General features: G+C 65.4%; 11 protein-coding genes. 6 read left to right on the top strand and 5 right to left on the bottom strand.

Translation table 11 applies throughout. From position 1 onward, the window contains the following. The first annotated feature begins 67 nt into the window (after positions 1-67). Both ACEWQZ_RS04365 and ACEWQZ_RS04360 read left to right on the top strand, forming a co-directional pair. On the top strand, positions 68-1324 hold the full coding sequence (locus ACEWQZ_RS04365; protein WP_476481842.1) for a metallophosphoesterase family protein: 1257 nt from the start codon (positions 68-70) through the stop codon (positions 1322-1324). After that, positions 1321-4758, top strand: a complete 3438-nt coding sequence (locus ACEWQZ_RS04360) for a hypothetical protein (protein WP_476481841.1) — start codon at positions 1321-1323, stop codon at positions 4756-4758. Before ACEWQZ_RS04365 ends, ACEWQZ_RS04360 begins: the two co-directional genes overlap by 4 nt. 77 nt (positions 4759-4835) lie before the next feature. On the opposite strand, the gene speD is transcribed toward ACEWQZ_RS04360, so the two are convergent. Then, entirely contained in the window at positions 4836-5627 is a 792-nt protein-coding gene (gene speD, locus ACEWQZ_RS04355; RefSeq protein ID WP_476481935.1) for an adenosylmethionine decarboxylase, read from the bottom strand. 280 nt (positions 5628-5907) lie between these two features. On the opposite strand from speD, the gene crp reads away from it, so the two are divergent. Beyond that, on the top strand, positions 5908-6537 hold the full coding sequence (gene crp, locus ACEWQZ_RS04350; RefSeq protein ID WP_476481840.1) for a cAMP-activated global transcriptional regulator CRP: 630 nt from the start codon (positions 5908-5910) through the stop codon (positions 6535-6537). A gap of 31 nt (positions 6538-6568) precedes the next feature. Here crp and ACEWQZ_RS04345 read toward each other — a convergent pair whose 3' ends face one another. Beyond that, complete coding sequence (locus tag ACEWQZ_RS04345) at positions 6569-7084, bottom strand: FHA domain-containing protein (protein ID WP_476481839.1); 516 nt, start codon at positions 7082-7084, stop codon at positions 6569-6571. A gap of 14 nt (positions 7085-7098) precedes the next feature. Continuing rightward, the gene (locus tag ACEWQZ_RS04340; RefSeq protein WP_476481838.1) at positions 7099-7896 is read right to left on the bottom strand and encodes a PP2C family protein-serine/threonine phosphatase; all 798 of its coding nucleotides are present in this window, start codon (positions 7894-7896) and stop codon (positions 7099-7101) included. A 123-nt stretch (positions 7897-8019) separates the two neighbouring features. Here ACEWQZ_RS04340 and ACEWQZ_RS04335 point away from each other — a divergent pair, with 123 nt between their 5' ends. Beyond that, positions 8020-10608 (top strand): bifunctional aspartate kinase/diaminopimelate decarboxylase, encoded by a 2589-nt coding sequence (locus ACEWQZ_RS04335; RefSeq protein ID WP_476481837.1) that lies wholly within the window; start codon positions 8020-8022, stop codon positions 10606-10608. Here ACEWQZ_RS04335 and ACEWQZ_RS04330 read toward each other — a convergent pair. Together ACEWQZ_RS04330 and ACEWQZ_RS04325 are read right to left on the bottom strand one after the other, a co-directional pair. Beyond that, positions 10605-11483, bottom strand: coding sequence for a hypothetical protein (locus ACEWQZ_RS04330; RefSeq protein ID WP_476481836.1), 879 nt, complete (start codon positions 11481-11483; stop codon positions 10605-10607). The two genes, ACEWQZ_RS04335 and ACEWQZ_RS04330, sit on opposite strands and share 4 nt — an antisense overlap. After that, positions 11473-13875, bottom strand: a complete 2403-nt coding sequence (locus tag ACEWQZ_RS04325) for a Lon protease family protein (RefSeq protein WP_476481835.1) — start codon at positions 13873-13875, stop codon at positions 11473-11475. Before ACEWQZ_RS04325 ends, ACEWQZ_RS04330 begins: the two co-directional genes overlap by 11 nt. 184 nt (positions 13876-14059) lie before the next feature. Between ACEWQZ_RS04325 and ACEWQZ_RS04320 the strand changes: the two genes are divergently transcribed. Together ACEWQZ_RS04320 and ACEWQZ_RS04315 are read left to right on the top strand one after the other, a co-directional pair. Beyond that, a complete protein-coding gene (locus ACEWQZ_RS04320; protein ID WP_476481834.1) occupies positions 14060-15595 on the top strand; it encodes a Na+/H+ antiporter NhaC family protein in 1536 nt (511 codons plus the stop codon). Beyond that, complete coding sequence (locus ACEWQZ_RS04315) at positions 15592-15834, top strand: DUF7513 family protein (protein ID WP_476481833.1); 243 nt, start codon at positions 15592-15594, stop codon at positions 15832-15834. The genes ACEWQZ_RS04320 and ACEWQZ_RS04315 overlap by 4 nt, the downstream gene beginning before the upstream one ends. Positions 15835-15842 lie beyond the last annotated feature (8 nt).

The following is a 15842-nucleotide window of genomic DNA, read 5'->3' as shown; positions in this document are numbered from 1 at the left end:
GCGCTGTCTTGTCGCCCCGCCTTGAATCCTTTATGTTGGCCGGTTGAAGCAACCAACCGGGGACGACTTGACCAACCTGCTTGCCATCGGTGACATGCACCTGGGGCGCCCGCCCGCGGCGATTCCCGACGATCTCCATGCCAGGCGCCAGCAGCTGGGCCCGGACATCGCATGGTCGCGCGCTGTTGATGCGGCGGTGCAGCACCGCGTCGATGCGGTGCTGCTGGCCGGCGATCTCGTTGATCAGGAGCGGGATTTCTTTGTCGCCTACGGCCAGCTCAAGGCCGGGGTGCAGAAGCTGGCGGCCAGCGGAATCCGTATCCTGGCGGTCGCAGGCAACCACGACACCGAAGTGCTGCCACGGCTGGCCGATGAAATCGACGCGCTGGAGCTGCTGGGCCGCAACGGGCAGTGGCAGACACAAAAGGTCAACGACATCACGGTGCTGGGCTGGTCCTTCCCGCGTGCGCAGGTCCGCCAGAGCCCGCTGCCGGATCTGCCGGCCCTGTCGCCGGACGGCCCCCTCATCGGCCTGCTCCACTGCGACCTCGACCAGCCCGACAGTCCTTATGCGCCGGTCAGCCGGCGCGAGCTGGAAGCGGCCCCCGTTGACGCCTGGCTGCTGGGCCACGTCCACCGCCCCGACGAGCTCGATGGAGATCGACCGATGGGCTACCTTGGTTCGATCACCGCGCTGCGGGCATCGGAGACCGGATCGCGCGGCCCCTGGCTGATCCGGATCGACGACCAGGGCATCACCGCTGACCAGCTGACGCTGGCGCCGCTGCGCTACGAAGCCATGACCATCGACTGCAGTGATGTCGAAGATGCGGCAATGCTGAGCGAGCGCATTCTGGCTGCCGCCCGCAAGCAGGTCAGGTCGCTGGTCGCCAAGGACATCGCACCCACCGCCATGGGGCTGCGGCTGACGCTTGCGGGCCATTCTACGGCTGCCATCAGAATCGAAGAAGCCGCCGCTGAGCTGGCCGGCGACCACCGCAGCTGGAATGAACAGGGTGTTCACTGTTTCGTTCAGCGCATCGAGTGCCGCATCCTGCCCAGGCTCGACCTGGAACAGTTGTCGGGTCGCAGCGATCCCTGCGGGCTGCTGGCGCGGCGACTGCTGGCGCTGGAGTCCCCAGACAGCGATGAATATCAGCGCCTGGTCCGGCTGGCGCGGCAATCCATGGCCACCACCGTCGGCGCCCGCGAGTTCCAGCCGCTGCACGCCGATCCGGATGATGCCGCCGTGGCTGCGTGGCTAAAGCGCGCCGCCCGCTCAGCACTGACTCGGCTGATCGCCCAGCGCGAGCGCGCACAATGAAACTCGAACGCCTCGATATTCACCACCTGGCCGGGCTTGCGGAGCCGCTGTCGGTCGCGTTCGATGCCGACGCGATCAATTTCATCACCGGCCCCAATGCCTCGGGCAAATCCAGCATCATTCGTGCGGTCCGCGCGCTGCTCTATCCGGAGCTGACGCCGGCTTACTGCCATATCCGGGCGCGCTGGCGCAGCGGCGACACCACCCTGGAGTGCGAGCGTCACGGCGCACAGGTCAGCTGGTTTGACAACGGTGAGCCAGCCCCGCCGCCGCGCCTGCCGGGCAGCGAAAACGTCGGCGCCTACCTGATCAGCTCCGAAGACCTGGCACGACTTGGCGATACCGATGCCCACATCGCCGCGCAGATCCGCACGCTGCTGGCCGGCGGCTACGATCTTGACGCCCTGCTCGAACAACCGCCGCTGGCATCGCTTCCGCGGCCGCAAAAGCGCGCCCGGGAGCTACTTGATCTGGCGCGCGCAATCGATGACAAGCAGAAGGAATACGCCGAGCTCAAAGACGAACTCGACACCCTCACGATGCTGCAGCATGAGCTGGAGGAAACCGGCCAGGCGGCGGGGCAACTGCGTGCCTGTGAGGATGCGCTGGCGCTGGCAGATGCCATTGCTGCTCGCAACGCGCTCGAGAACACGCTGATCGAGGAATTTCCCGGCGGCATGGAGCGTCTGCACGGCGATGAGCTGACCCGCCTCGATCAGATCGAGGAGCAGATCGAGCAGCGCAATCGCGACCTCGACCTCACGCGCCAGGCACTGAAAACAGCGCAGTCGCGCCTGGACAGCAGCGGCGGCGCTGATCCGCAGCAGCTCGAGGCCCTTCAGGCCGAGCTGGCCGACCGCCGCGATGAGCTTGCCGATATCGAGCGCCGGATCGACCAGCATGCCGCCGCGCTCGATCAGAGCATGCGGCAGCGCGAAACCACGGCCGAGCGCCTCGGCGACCTCAAGCCCGAGACCCAGCCTCAGCTGACGCTGACGCAGCTTCAGGCCTTCGAACAGCGCGTCGAAAAGGTGCTCGATCAGCGCGAAAGAGTGCGCTCGATCAGCGGCGAACTGGCCTGCCTTCACGTCCCCCGGGACCGTGCCGAAGACACGCCGGAGCAGCTGCGATCAGCGCGCGACACACTGATGGAGTGGCTGGAGCATGCGCGTCTGAGTGGCCTCGAGGGTCTGCTGTGGAGCGGCCTGTCGATTACCGGTGCGCTGGCGGGCTGGCGGCTGCTGGGTCCGCGCGAAATCGAGCCGTTTGGCGAACTTGTCCTGCTCATTCTGCTGGCGGTCGGAGTGCCGGCCTTTCTTCTGTGGCGCTTCGTGATGCGCTATCGCTACCTCACCGGCGCGCGTTCGCGCTTTCTTGCAACCGGCGTCGAGCCGCCGCTGGGCTGGAGCGAGGAGGAGGTCGAGACCCGGCTGGACCGTCTCGAACAGGAATTCGAAGCGGCCACGCATCGTCAGGTTCAGCACAACCACGCCGGTGATCTGCGCACGCGGCTCAACGAAGCGCGCAGCCGGCTCGAGCAGGCCCTCGAACAGCTTCAGTCCAGCAGCAAGGCGGCCGGGCTGACGACCGAACCCCGGCTGGAAACCAGCTTTCTGCTGTGGGCGCGGCAGCTGCATGACTGGCAGCAGGCCGACCAGACCGTTGCCGGCCACAAGCAGGCGCTCGAACACGATCGATCGGCCCAGGCAGCCAGCCGCAAGCAGGCGGTCAAATTGCTCGCACACCATGGTTTCGAGCTGACGCCGAAGTTCTCCAGCCGCGATCTGGCCGCGATACTGCACCAGCTGGCGCCGCGCATGCGCACCAGCGCCGAACTGCACAACGAGATCCAGGCGCACCATCACCGCATCGGCGAACTCGAGGCCGATATCGACATGCTGCGCCAGCGTCGGCAGCAGCTGTTCGCCCAGATCAGCATCGGCAGCGACGACCGCGAAACCCTGGTCAAGCGCATTGATCAGCACGAGGAGTGGCGCCAGCTTGAACACCAGCGCCGTGCGGCCTCACTGGAAATCGCCCGCCTTGAACAGCGGCTCGGCACAGACACGGCCCTGCTCGAGCAGGCGCGCAAACAACAACGCGACGAGCTGACACAGCAGCACCAGAGCCTGGCCGAAAAGGTGGACCGTCGTGATGAGCTCAACCGGCGCATCGCCACCATCCATACCCGTCATGAAGATCTGCTCGATCGCCGCGAGCTATGGCAGCTGACCGGAGAATTCGAGCGCCAGCGCGAGGCTCTGGCCAACGACTTCGATGAGCACGTGCTCGCAGCCGTCGGTCAGGCCCTGATCGAAGACGTGCGCATGGCACACCAGGCCGACAACGAACCGGCCGCGCTCAGGCGGGCGGGCTACTGGTTCGAGCGCTTTACCCATCATCGCTATCGACTGCGCTTTCGCGGCGAACGCTTCGAGGCTTTCGACGCCCGCGCCGAACAGGGCCGCGCCCTGTCCGAGCTTTCCACCGCCACGCGCGCACAGCTCCTGCTGGCCGTCCGCCTGGCCTGGATCGAGCAGGCCGAGCACAACCGCGAACCGCTGCCGGTCTTCATGGACGAAGTGCTCACCACTTCCGATCCCGATCGTTATCGCCTGGTGGTCCAGTCGATCCAGGACATCGCCAGTGACGGTCGGCAGATGTTCTATCTGACCGCCCAGGGTGACGAAGCCGCCGCCTGGGCATCCTGGATCGAAGACGGGCCGAAGCCTCACATCATCGACATGGCCGAAGTCAGACGCGACCAGATCGAGCCGCTCGAGCTGCGCATGCCCGAAGGTGAGCGGCGCAAACGCGAGGTGCCCGAGCCCGGCGAAAGCACGCCCCAGACCTGGGCGAGAAAAGCGGCCATCGGACCAATTCGGCCGTGGCTCGGCAGCGGCATGATCGAAGTCTTCCACCTGCTGCACGACGATCTCTCACTGGCCGCACGGCTGATGCGCCTGGAACTGTCGCGGGTCGGCGAACTCGCGGGGCATCTCGACAGCGACACCGGCGACAGACTGTTTGACGCCAGCGAATGCGAGATGCTCGAACGACGCTGCCGGGCGGCCGGGCTGATCCTCGATGACTGGCGCGAGCGCCATCATCGTCCGGTCGACGCCGCCACGCTGGCCGCCTTCGGACAAATCACCGATACCTTCATGCCGCGCGTGCTCGATCTGCTCGAGCGGGTCGACGGCCACCCCCAGGCTCTGATCGATGGCCTGCTCGACGGTCGCGTGAAGCGCTTCCGAGCCGACACCATCGAGGCGCTGGAGCAGTGGCTGAGCGACCATGGTTACCTGGCAGCCCGGGCCGACGATAGCGCCATCACCGCCGCCGAGCTGTCGAGCCGAACCGGCCTGGGCCCGGAAGAGGCCGCCAGCCTGCGCGAATGGATCGTGAGCGCGATCGATGACCCGCTGGGCTAGCCCGATGCGCCGGCGGAGCTCGGCATGCATTCCGTGACCTTCCGGCGCACCGCGCCACGGATCACGGGTGTGGTTCGCTACAGGTTCCGCCCGTAGAACAGCTCCTGCATTTCCTTGCGCAGGCGCTTTTCAACGCGGTTGCGCTCGCGCTTGTCGAGCTCGCCGGCGTTGCTGCCGAACAGATAATTATCCAGCTCGAACTCCTTGAGCCGCATCTTGGTGTGGAACAGATTGTCCTGATAGACGTTGACGTCGATCATCTCGTAGCCACGTTTGGTATCGCGACTCAGATAGTCCTGAATGGAGGTGATCTTGTGGTCGATGAAATGCTTGCGCCCGCGCACGTCCCGGGTGAAACCTCGCACCCGGTAGTCGACCGTGACGATGTCCGACTCGAAGCTGTGAATCAGGTAATTGAGCGCCTTGAGCGGTGAAATCACGCCACAGGTGGCAACATCGATATCAGCACGGAACGTGCAAATACCGTCGCGGGGATGGCTTTCGGGATAGGTATGAGCGGTGATATGGCTTTTGTCCAGATGCCCCACAACCGACTCCGGCAGCGGGCCTGGTACGGCTGATCCGCCGGCTGCGGCGCCATCGACCGGCTCCTCGGCAATCAGCATGGTCACGCTCGCGCCCTGCGGCTCGTAGTTCTGCCGGGCGATGTTGAGAATATTGGCCCCGATGATCTCGGACACATCGGTAAGGATCCGGGTCAGACGCTCAGCGTTGTAGGCCTCATCGATATAGGCTATATACTCCTCGCGCTCGGTCGAAGAGGTGGCAAAGCACAGATCGTAGATATTGAAACTGAGTGCCTTGGTCAGATTATTGAAGCCGTGCAGCTTGATGCGACGAGAAGCCATTGCTGTTTGAGTACCTGTGCCGGCGCCGGTGTAAACGCGCTGATTATCAATCATTGTCCATCTCCGTTTCCACCCTGAAATCCGTTACACTTCCGAAGTCGGCATAATCCCGGGTTTGACGCGAGTCACAACCCGGGGGCAAAATTGTCGGCAGCCGCATCAGGGCATGCCCTGGTTCCAAGGGGTTCCCGCGTGATCGCTGGAACGAAAAGCATCCATACCATTCAAACCAGAACACGTGATGAGAGATTTCCAGTTTTACCCAATTGACCGCGGAGCAATGGACCGGTTTCTTTCCATCTGCCAGCGCCAGCACTACCCGGCCAAGACCACCGTCATGCGACCCGGCGACTCGGGCGACAGCCTGCTCTATATCATCGAAGGATCGGTATCGGTTTCGACCGAAGGCGATGACGGCCGCGAGCTGATCCTCAGCTACCTCAACCCGGGCGATTTCATCGGCGAAATGGGGCTTTTCATGAAGCCATCGCAGCGCGAATCGCTGGTACGCACACGCAGCAAGTGCGAAGTCGCCGAAGTATCCTACGACCGCCTGCGCCAGGCGCTGGACAACGAGCTACGCGACCACGCCATCGACATCCTCACGGCCATCGGCTCCAAGCTGGCCCAGCGCCTGCTCCACACTCGGCGCAAGGTCTTCCATCTGGCCTTCCTGGATACCCAGGGCCGCATCGCCAAGGCCTTGATCGACCTGTGCAGCGAACCGGACGCGATTTCCCACCCCGAAGGCACGCAGATCAAGATCACGCGCCAGGAGCTGAGCCGCATCGTGGGTTGCTCGCGGGAAATGGCCGGGCGAGTGATGAAAAACCTCGAAGAAGAAGGCATGATCCGCGCTTCCGGGAAAACCGTGGTGGTGCTGGGTACCTACAAGGGTGCGCCGGCCTGAGCCCGGCCCCGGCCGCAGACCCCGTGCCCGCCTAGATAAGCCAGTAGACTGCCGCGGCCACGACGACCGCAGCGGCGGCAACCGCCGCCCAGGGCAGCCATCGCGGGCTGTCGTGCCCGGCAGCCTCCGGCGAATCATCCGGATCGAAGAAGCGGAACTCCACGCGACCGAAGCGCACCCGGTCGCCGCTGGCCAGTGCCGAACTCGAGATCTTGCGATCGTTGACGAAAGTGCCGTTGGTCGACAACAGGTTGACCACGCGCCAGCCGGCCGAATCCCGCACCAGCCGCGCGTGCTCGGAAGAAACGCTGGACTCGTCGAGCTTCAGATCACAGCTTTCGGCCCGACCGACGATGATCCGGCTGGAACTGAGCGCAAACGACTGTACGCTGACTCCTGCGCTCAGGCCGGTCAGCTGCGCGCGTGAACCCGACACCGGATCGCTCGCCGCCTCCTCGATCAGCTGGCTGACCTCATCGCGGCTGAATACCTGCGTTCCCTGAGGTCCCTGATCCTTGCGGCTGCTGCGTCCGTTTTCGCTGCTCATGTCATTGCACTCCATTATTGCCCTATCTTACCGAAGGGCCACTTCCAGCGCGAGCGCCGGCCCGGCAGGCCCGGTGGCGCCGCCACCACGATCGCCGACACATTATCGCGCGCCCCCGAGGCCAGGGCGCCCTGCAACAGCGTGTCGACCAGCTGCTGTGCATCTCCAGCCTGACTGGAGCGCACGATCCTCTCCATCTCGGCGTCACTGAGCTCACCCGACAGGCCGTCGGAACACAACAGAATCATGTCGCCGGGCTGCCATTGGCCGTGAATGGTATCGATGCGCGGGGCGGCCTCTCCGTTCAGCCCGAGACAATCGGTCAACACATGGCGCTGTGGATGCCGAGTGGCCTGCTCTGGCGTCAGCGCACCCGAGGCCACCAGCACGCCAGCCACATTGTGGTCACTGGTGAGCATCTCCAGGCGCTTGCCATCGGGCCGAAACCGATAGGCGCGACTGTCACCTACCCAGCAGATCTGATAGCGGCCCTGTTGCTCCAGCAGCGCCACGATGGTTGTACCCATATCGTTGAACTCGGGCTGCTCGCGCTGCCCGGAGCGAATGGCGTGGTGTGCGGCAAGAACGGCATCGGCCAACTCCCCGCCCCGGCGAACCTGGTCGCGAATCGTATCCCGGGCCGTACAGCTGGCCCGGGCGCCGCCAGCGTGGCCGCCCATGCCGTCGGCCACCAGCCACAGGCCCAGCGGCTCGTCGGCCAGTACCGCGTCCTGATTCTCACGCCGTACCCGCCCGACATCACTGGCTGAAGCTGATCGACTTTTCCCCTTGCTGACCGTGACGCTGTTCATGTTCGCACTATCACGTAGAATTCCGGAAGCCTGCACTCCTGTAAGAACGGATCCGGACCCATTTTTCGGCCAGAATAGCGGATTTTGATCAAATCAGCGAATCCACCTCAACGGCATAACGTAATGAATACAATTCCAGGCACTCAAACCAGCGCATGGCGCGTCCTGAAATTTGGCGGCAGTTCGGTTGCACAGGCCGAAAACTGGCCGCGCATTGTTGAGCAGGTCGAGCTGGCGCGAAAACAGGGGCTGAAAGTGGTCGTTGTGGTCTCGGCGCTGCGCGGCATCACCGACCTGATCCAGGACTACATCGACAGCAGCACCGACCCCGCAGCCCTGCTCGCCGAAATCGAGCGCCGGCACCGCGAGCTGCTGAGCGCCCTGGGCCTGCCTGCCGACAGCCTCGACAAGACACTGAGCGCGTTGCGCAACCTTGTCGAGCAAGGCTTCAACGCCGGTGAGCCGGCCGACCAGGCCCGGCTGCTGGCCTTCGGCGAGCTGCTCTCCAGCCGGCTGGCGGTCGCCAGGCTCGCGCGTGCTGCCGACGACGTCCGCTGGCTCGACAGCGGCAGGGCGCTGACCAGCGATGCAGGCGAGCAGCGCAGTCGCCGCGCCTGCTATCTTTCCGCTCGCTGCCGAGCGCTGCCAGACCCCGACCTGGCCGACCGCCTGGCAAACGAAGCGGGTATCTGGGTGATGCCGGGCTTTGTCGCCGCCAATCCCGCCGGCGAGACGGTTCTGCTCGGCCGCGGCGGCTCGGACACCTCGGCGACCGGTCTGGCCGCCGTGCTGAGCGCAGAGCGCGTTGACATCTTCTCCGATATCCCGGGCCTGTTTTCGGCTGACCCGCGCCGCGTGCCCGGCGCACGCCTGCTGAAGCAAGTGGGCTTCAGAGAAGCACAGGAGCTGGCGGCCATGGGTGCCAAGGCTTTGCACCCGGCGGCCCTGGCACCGGCACAGGCGCATGGCATCGCAATTCACATGGCCCAGACCGACCGGCCCGACATCGAGGGCACGCGCATCACCCCTGCGATCAAGGAGCACGGCGCCCAGGTCAAGGCGATCGTCCAGCGCCAGCCGATCACGCTGATCTCGCTTGAGGATATCGGCATGTGGCAACAGGTCGGCTTTCTTGCCTCGGTCTTCGAAGTGTTTCGCCGGCTGGGCCTGTCGGTCGACCAGATCTCGACATCCGAGTCCAACGTCACCCTCACGCTCGACGCCAACGCCAATGCCGCCGACCAGGCCATGCTCGATGAGCTGGGCCGCCAGCTCAACCGCTTGTGCAAAACCGAGATCCTGACCGACTGCGCGACCGTCAGCCTCGTCGGGCTGGGCATTCGCACGATCCTGCACCGGCTTGGCCCTGCGCTGGAGGTCTTCGAGCAGCGACGCATCTTTCAGGTCAGTCAGGCGGCCAATGATCTCAATCTGACCTTTGTAGTGGAATCCCGCCATGCCGAGCGTCTGGTGCAGCAGCTGCATCAGCAGGTCATCCCCGGCGGCGTCGGCGGCGACTCGGTGTTCGGGCCAACGTTCGAGCAGCTGTTCCGCGACGAGAGCGCGCCGATTGCCACCGCACCGTGGTGGCAATCGCGCCGCAACGAGCTGCTTGCCCTGATGGAAGATCGCGACAGCGCCTACGTCTACCACCTGCCGACGGTGCGTGATGCCTGTCAGCGCCTGTGCCGCCTCAACTCGGTCGATCATGTGCTGTATTCGATGAAGGCCAACCCGCACCCGGCGGTGCTGCAAACCGCGGTCTCCGAAGGTCTGGGTATCGAATGCGTGTCCCTTGCCGAGGCCCGTCACGCGCTGGCACAGGCACCGGGGCTGACGCCGGGCGATATCCTGTTCACACCCAATTTCGCGCCGCGAGCGGAATACCGCCAAGCGGTAGCCATGGGCCTGTTGCTGACCATCGACAACCTGCACGCGCTTGAACACTGGGGCCATGATCTGGCCGGGCAGTCGGTCTTTCTTCGCCTCGACCCCGGCTCCGGCCTGGGGCACCACAAGCTGGTACGCACAGCCGGCAGCCACTCCAAGTTCGGCATTCCCTTGAGCCAGCTCGAGCGCGCGCAGACCCTGTGCCGTGCCCACGACATCCGCATTCGCGGCCTGCATGCGCACACCGGCTCGGGGATCATGCACGCTGACAACTGGCATCGCAGCCTGGAAACCCTGGGCGAGGCCGCCCGCCGCATCGATTCGGTCGAAATCATCAACCTTGGCGGCGGCCTGGGCGTGCCCGACCGCGCCGATGAGCTGCCGCTGGATACCACGGCGCTGGACGGCGGACTGGCCGAGCTCAAGCAGCAGTTGCCGCGCTCGGTCCAGGTCTGGATCGAGCCGGGCCGCTATGTCATCTCGCCGGCGGGAGTGCTGTTGGCGCGAGTGACACAGACCAAGAGCAAGGGCGGGGTGCGCTATGTCGGTGTGGCTACCGGCATGAACTCGCTCATCCGGCCAGCGCTTTACGGCGCCTGGCATGAAATCGTCAGCCTCACCCGGCTCGACGAGCCCGGCGATCAGGTCTACAACATCGTCGGCCCGATCTGCGAGACCGGCGATATCCTCGGCCTCGACCGGCTGCTGCCGGAGTCATTCGAGGGCGACGTGCTGATGGTGGCCAATGCCGGCGCTTATGGTGCTGCCATGGCCTCGCGCTACAACCTGCGCGCGCCGGCCGAAGAGCTCGTGCTCGACTAGTCGGCGATACCGGCGGGAGCGACCAGCACCGGCAGGCGCCAGCGCGCCAGCAGACGCTCGGCAGCGGGTGAGTCGAGCCAGGCGCCGCCGCGGGCCACCATCAGTTCGGCGGCGTGTTCTTCGGCCAGAGCGCGCAGCAGCTCGCCGGTGGTCAGGTTCGCCAGACTGCGCACGCGCGCGCTGGCGGCCAACTCTGTCAGCCGGGCGTGCGCACGCCGATCCGCATCCGGGGCGGCCAGCACAACGAGCCGGCGCGCAGTCAATTGCGCCCGGGCCGTGGCCGCGCCCAGCAGTGCCGGGCCGGCAGCCGCATCCTCAACCAGCACCGCAACCCGGCCACGGTGGCGTGCGGTGGCCGTCACGCTGATCTGCACACTGCCCTCGGCGGCGCGCGCCAGCCGCAGCGCGGCAGCGGCCAGGCTGCTTCCGGGGCGCACCAGGGGCGTGGCGTGGTCGAGCATCAGCAGATCATCGCGCCCGGACACCGCCAGCACCTCGTCGATCAGGTGCTCGCGAACCACCATTGCCTCCCAGGAAACCCTGGCCTGGCGAGTGACCCGCTCGATGATGCGCCGAATCTCGGTGGCGCCGGGGTTGAGGCGACGCGCCACCACGGCGCGGTCGAGCGGTCGGATTGCGCCCGAGAGCGCGCCCACCTCGCAGGCAAACGGATAGGCGGCGCTGCGCGCTCGTGCCGGTTCATCGGCAATCACGGCCAGCAGCGGCAGGCGCTGCTGTGCGGCCATGGCCGCCGCCGAGCGCAACGCCATCAACGCCTCGGCCGAGGCGTCAACAACCACGATGATCCGCCCCGGCCGGCCGTCGCTGTTGCGCTCGGGAGCACGCGCGTGGCGCTGCTTGCGCTCAGGCGTCATTGCCACGATTCCTCGCCTCATGCTCCGCGTTGTCGCCACGCTTGCGCGCCACGCGTGCAAATGCCTGCAAGCGATCGGCCACGCGACGATTGAAGCTGTCGGCAGCGAATTCACCTTCATCATCACGCCCACCCGCAGGCAGCCCCGACAGCAGCGCCAGTGCATCGTCCACCGTTTTGACGGCGTAGATCCGGAAGCGACCATCGGCGAGGGCCTGACGAACCCTCGACGCGACCATCAGGTGCTCGACGTTCGCGGCGGGGATGAGCACGCCGTGCCCATCAAGCTCACCCGCCTGTTCGCAGACGTCGAAGAAACCCTCGATCTTTTCATTGACGCCGCCCACAGCCTGGACCTGGCCGTGCTGATTGATCGAGCCGGTCATCGCCAGCGATTGCGCCAGCGGCACATCGGCGACCGCCGAAAGCAGCGCGCAGACTTCGGCCAGCGAAGCAGAATCGCCGTCGATGCCGCCGTAGCTCTGCTCGAAGACGATGCTGGCCGCAAGCGAGAGCTCGGAATCGGGCGCGTAGCGGTTGGCGATGAAGCGCGACAGGATCAGCACGCCCTTGCTGTGGATGGGCCCGCCGAGCTTGACCTCGCGCTCGATGTCAACCACCTGACCACGGCCGGGGCGTGCGGTCGCGGTAATGCGCGCTGGCCGGCCAAAGCGGAAATCGCCGAGCTGAAGCACCGACAGGCCGTTGACCTGACCGCAGGCTCTGCCCTCGGTCGAGATCATGACGGTGCCGCGGTTGATCTGCTCGAGGCTGGCCTCACGCATACGCCCGGCGCGCACGTTGCGCTGCTCGATGGCCTGCTCCACGTGCTCGCCGCTGACGGTATCCGACGATGCCTGGCCGGCCAGGTAGCCGGCCTCGGCGAGTACGTCACGCAGCACCCGATCGTTGGCGCTGAGCTTGCGCTGATCATCGGCCAGGCGGCTGGCGTGCTCGATCATGCGCGCCACGGCGCTGCGATCGAGCGGCGGACAATCGCTGCGTCGCGCCAGATCAGCGAGCATGCGTGCATAGAGCATGTGATTGGCATCGCTGCGCTCGATGTGGTCTTCAAAGTCGGCCTCGACCTTGAACAGCTCGAGAAAGTCCGGATCATGCTGCGCCAGCAGATAGTAGAGCAGCCGCTCGCCGACCAGCACCACCTTGAGCGAGAGCGGAATGCTTTCCGGCTGCAGGCTGGTGGTGCTGACCATGCCGTAGAGCCGCTCCAGCGATTCGATGCGCACATCGCTGGAAAAAAGCGCGCGCTTGAGACTCTGCCACGCCAGCGGTTGCGAGAGCACGCGTTCAGCGTCGATGATCAGATAGCCGCCGTTGGCCCGGTGGAGGGCGCCGGGCCGAATCCGGGATACATCGGTATACAGCGCCCCCTCGCGCATCTGGTATTCGATGCTGCCGACCAGATGATGGTGGCCCGGCAGGTCCTCGTAGACGACCGGCGCACCCTCGGCCCGGGAGTTGTCGATCAGCAGATTGACGCGAAAGCGCTCGAGCAAACCTTCGGGCGGCCCGCTGCCGTCGCGGCCACGCAGGGCCGCGGCATTCTCGATGACGTGCTCGCGCGCGGCATCAATCCAGGCGCTGACGTCCGCATGGTCCGACCACTGCTGCTTGAGCTCCTCGACCGGCTCGCCCAGCGCCAGCCCGATCATTTCTTCGTTGAGCTTGCGCACACGCTCACGCAGCTCCTTGCGCAGCGCCGGCACGCGTTGAATCTGCTGCTGCAGCTTTTTCTGCAGCTCGGCAATTTTCTCTTCGACCGCCTTGCGCTCGTCTTCGGGCAGCTTTTCGTACTCCTTCGGTTCCAGCACTTCGCCGTCGCGCATGGGCGCCAGGCTGAACCCCCCGGGGGTTGAAACGAGCGCGATACCGGCCTCACTCGCCTCCTCGCTGATGGCACTCAGGCCCTTGCGCTGACGCTGCTCGAACTCCTCCTGCAGATCCTGCATCCGGCCCTGATACTCTTCGCTCTCGAACACTGCCGCAACGCCGGTGCGCAGCTCCTCGATAAAACCGTCCATGTCCGCACGCAGGCGCTGACCCCGGCCTGCATCGAGCTGCAGCGCCTGCGGGCAATTCGGTTCAGCAAAGTTGTGAACGTAGCACCAGTCCGGTGGCGCCGGCTGACTTGTGGCGCGGTCTTTGAGAAAGCGCTGAACTGGCGTATGGCGGTCGAAACCGCGCGGTCCGAGAACGAACAGATTGAAACCGTGATTTTCAATGCCGGTGCCAAAGCGCAACGCATCGAGCAGGCGCTCCTGCCCGATCGGCGCGGCCAGCGCTTCGAGATCGGCGGTGGTTTCGAAGTCAAGGGTCTCGGCACGACAGCGCCGGTAGACCTGGTCACCATCCAGTGGTTTGATGTCAGGCATTCCTTGGATCCTTGCGCACACGGTCACTGCCCTTCAATCTAACCCATCGGCAGGATCGAGCGGGTGGATTCAGCCAGTCATGGGTTCGCCGGCTTGAACTGCCGTGCCGATCAACGCTATTCTCTGGCGCTGATTATCGTCACCAGATTGCTGCTGACCTGCAGCCCAAGAGGGAATCGAGTACATGAATCAGCCGGAAACCGCCGGACCGGACACGGCCCCGACAGGCAACATCGAGTTTCGTGGCGGCCGGGCGCTCAGCGCTCTGCCCATCTTGTTTTTCATCGTCTGGGCCATTTTCCAGTCGGGCCTGATGGGCATCAGCGACACTGGTGGCCTGATTATCGGCATGCTCGTCGGGCTGATCCTGGGCATGCTGTTCGTCAAGGGCGACTGGAAAGTCTACGCCGACACGGTTTTCGAGGGCATGGCCCAGCCGGTGGCGGTTACTGCCATCGTCGCCTGGCTGTGGGCCGGCATGTTTGCCGGCACGCTGCAGGTCGGCGCCTTTGTCGACGGCCTCGGCTGGCTGGCCGTCATCGGCGGCATCGGGCCGCTGCTGTTTCCGGCCATCACCTTCCTGCTCGCTGCCCTGCTGGCCACCGGCATCGGTACCGGCTACGGCACGGTCATCGCCTTTGTCGCCCTGTTTTTCCCGGCGGGCGTCGCGCTCGGCGCCGATCCGGTCATCATGTTCGGCGCGATTCTCTCCGGCGCCGTGTTCGGCGATAATCTGGCGCCGGTTTCCGACACCACCATCGTCAGCGCCGTGACTCAGGATTCCGACGTCGGTGGCGTGGTCGCCAGCCGCTTCAAGTACGCCATCATCGCCGCGATACTGTCGCTGATCGCCTACGTGATCGCCAGCGCACTGTTCAGCGGCCGCGCCATCGCGCCCGAAGTGGCTGAAGCCTTCCGCGACCGGGTCAACCCGGCCGGCCTGCTGCACCTGGTATCGATGGGTGCGGTCATCTTCACCGCCATTGCCGGACGACACATCATCGAAGCCATCTCCTGGGGCCTGATCGTGGCCATCATCGTCAACCTGGTCTTCGGCCTGGCCCCCGGCACCGACATGCTGGTATTCAATGTCGCCGAGGGCGGCTGGGCCGCCGCCACCTTCGGCAGCTGGCCGCTGGTCGAAGTGGTCGCCGGGGCCGACGCTGGCGTCGGCGGCAGCCTCTATGACGGGGCACTCGGCTTCGCCGACCTGGCGGTGCTGATCCTGCTGGTGATCGCCGGCGCCCAGATCATGATGCGCGGCGGGGCCTTCCACGCGCTGCAGGACTGGCTGTTGCGCACCCTGGCCCGATCAGTGCGCTCGGCCGAGGTCGTGATGGTTATCGCCACCGCTTCGATCAACGCGGCCATCACCATCAACACCGCGGCGCAAATCGCGGTGGCACCGTATGTCGCCACCATCGGCAAACGCTTCAATATCAACGGCTACCGGCGCGCCAACATTCTTGATGCCAACACCTCGGCACTGGGTTACATCTTCCCCTGGGCCGGCGGCGTGCTGGTCGGCTATACGCAAATGGTGGCTCTGGTCGATCAATACGACTGGTTCACCCGCGACATGGTCGTCGCTCCCATCCAGGCCTGGCCCTGGGTCTTCCAGGGGTGGCTGCTGGTCATCGTCTTCCTGGTTTCGGCCTGGACCGGCTTCGGCCGCGAATACACCACCGACCGCCTGAGCAACCGGAGCAGCAAATCATGAGCAAAGGACTGTTTGCCAACTGGCGTTTCCGCACGGCCACGCCGGCCTTCGAGCCGGGCCAACAGCTCGAGGTCTACCTGACCGGCTTTGACGCCGGCCGCGGAGAAGCCCGGGTGGGCGATACCCTGATCGAGGTCGAAGGCGCTTCGGCGGCGCAGGTTGATTCCCTGGTCGAGATCACCATCGACTCCTTCGACAAGGCAGCCCATCGCGGCAAGGCGCGCGTCAGCGAGCAATAGCCGCCACC

The sequence above is a fragment of the Wenzhouxiangella sp. YN1 genome, assembly GCF_056324145.1.
This window is presented reverse-complemented; position numbering and strand designations above follow the sequence as displayed.

Bases quoted from the DNA above. Each gene is read 5' to 3' on its own strand.
- ACEWQZ_RS04315 (WP_476481833.1), top strand. From the start codon at position 15,592: ATGAGCAAAGGACTGTTTGCCAACTGGCGTTTCCGCACGGCCACGCCG.
- ACEWQZ_RS04335 (WP_476481837.1), top strand. From the start codon at position 8,020: ATGAATACAATTCCAGGCACTCAAACCAGCGCATGGCGCGTCCTGAAA.
- speD (WP_476481935.1), bottom strand. From the start codon at position 5,627: ATGGCTTCTCGTCGCATCAAGCTGCACGGCTTCAATAATCTGACCAAG.
- ACEWQZ_RS04340 (WP_476481838.1), bottom strand. From the start codon at position 7,896: ATGAACAGCGTCACGGTCAGCAAGGGGAAAAGTCGATCAGCTTCAGCC.
- crp (WP_476481840.1), top strand. From the start codon at position 5,908: ATGGACCGGTTTCTTTCCATCTGCCAGCGCCAGCACTACCCGGCCAAG.
- ACEWQZ_RS04360 (WP_476481841.1), top strand. From the start codon at position 1,321: ATGAAACTCGAACGCCTCGATATTCACCACCTGGCCGGGCTTGCGGAG.
- ACEWQZ_RS04330 (WP_476481836.1), bottom strand. From the start codon at position 11,483: ATGACGCCTGAGCGCAAGCAGCGCCACGCGCGTGCTCCCGAGCGCAAC.
- ACEWQZ_RS04325 (WP_476481835.1), bottom strand. From the start codon at position 13,875: ATGCCTGACATCAAACCACTGGATGGTGACCAGGTCTACCGGCGCTGT.
- ACEWQZ_RS04345 (WP_476481839.1), bottom strand. From the start codon at position 7,084: ATGAGCAGCGAAAACGGACGCAGCAGCCGCAAGGATCAGGGACCTCAG.
- ACEWQZ_RS04320 (WP_476481834.1), top strand. From the start codon at position 14,060: ATGAATCAGCCGGAAACCGCCGGACCGGACACGGCCCCGACAGGCAAC.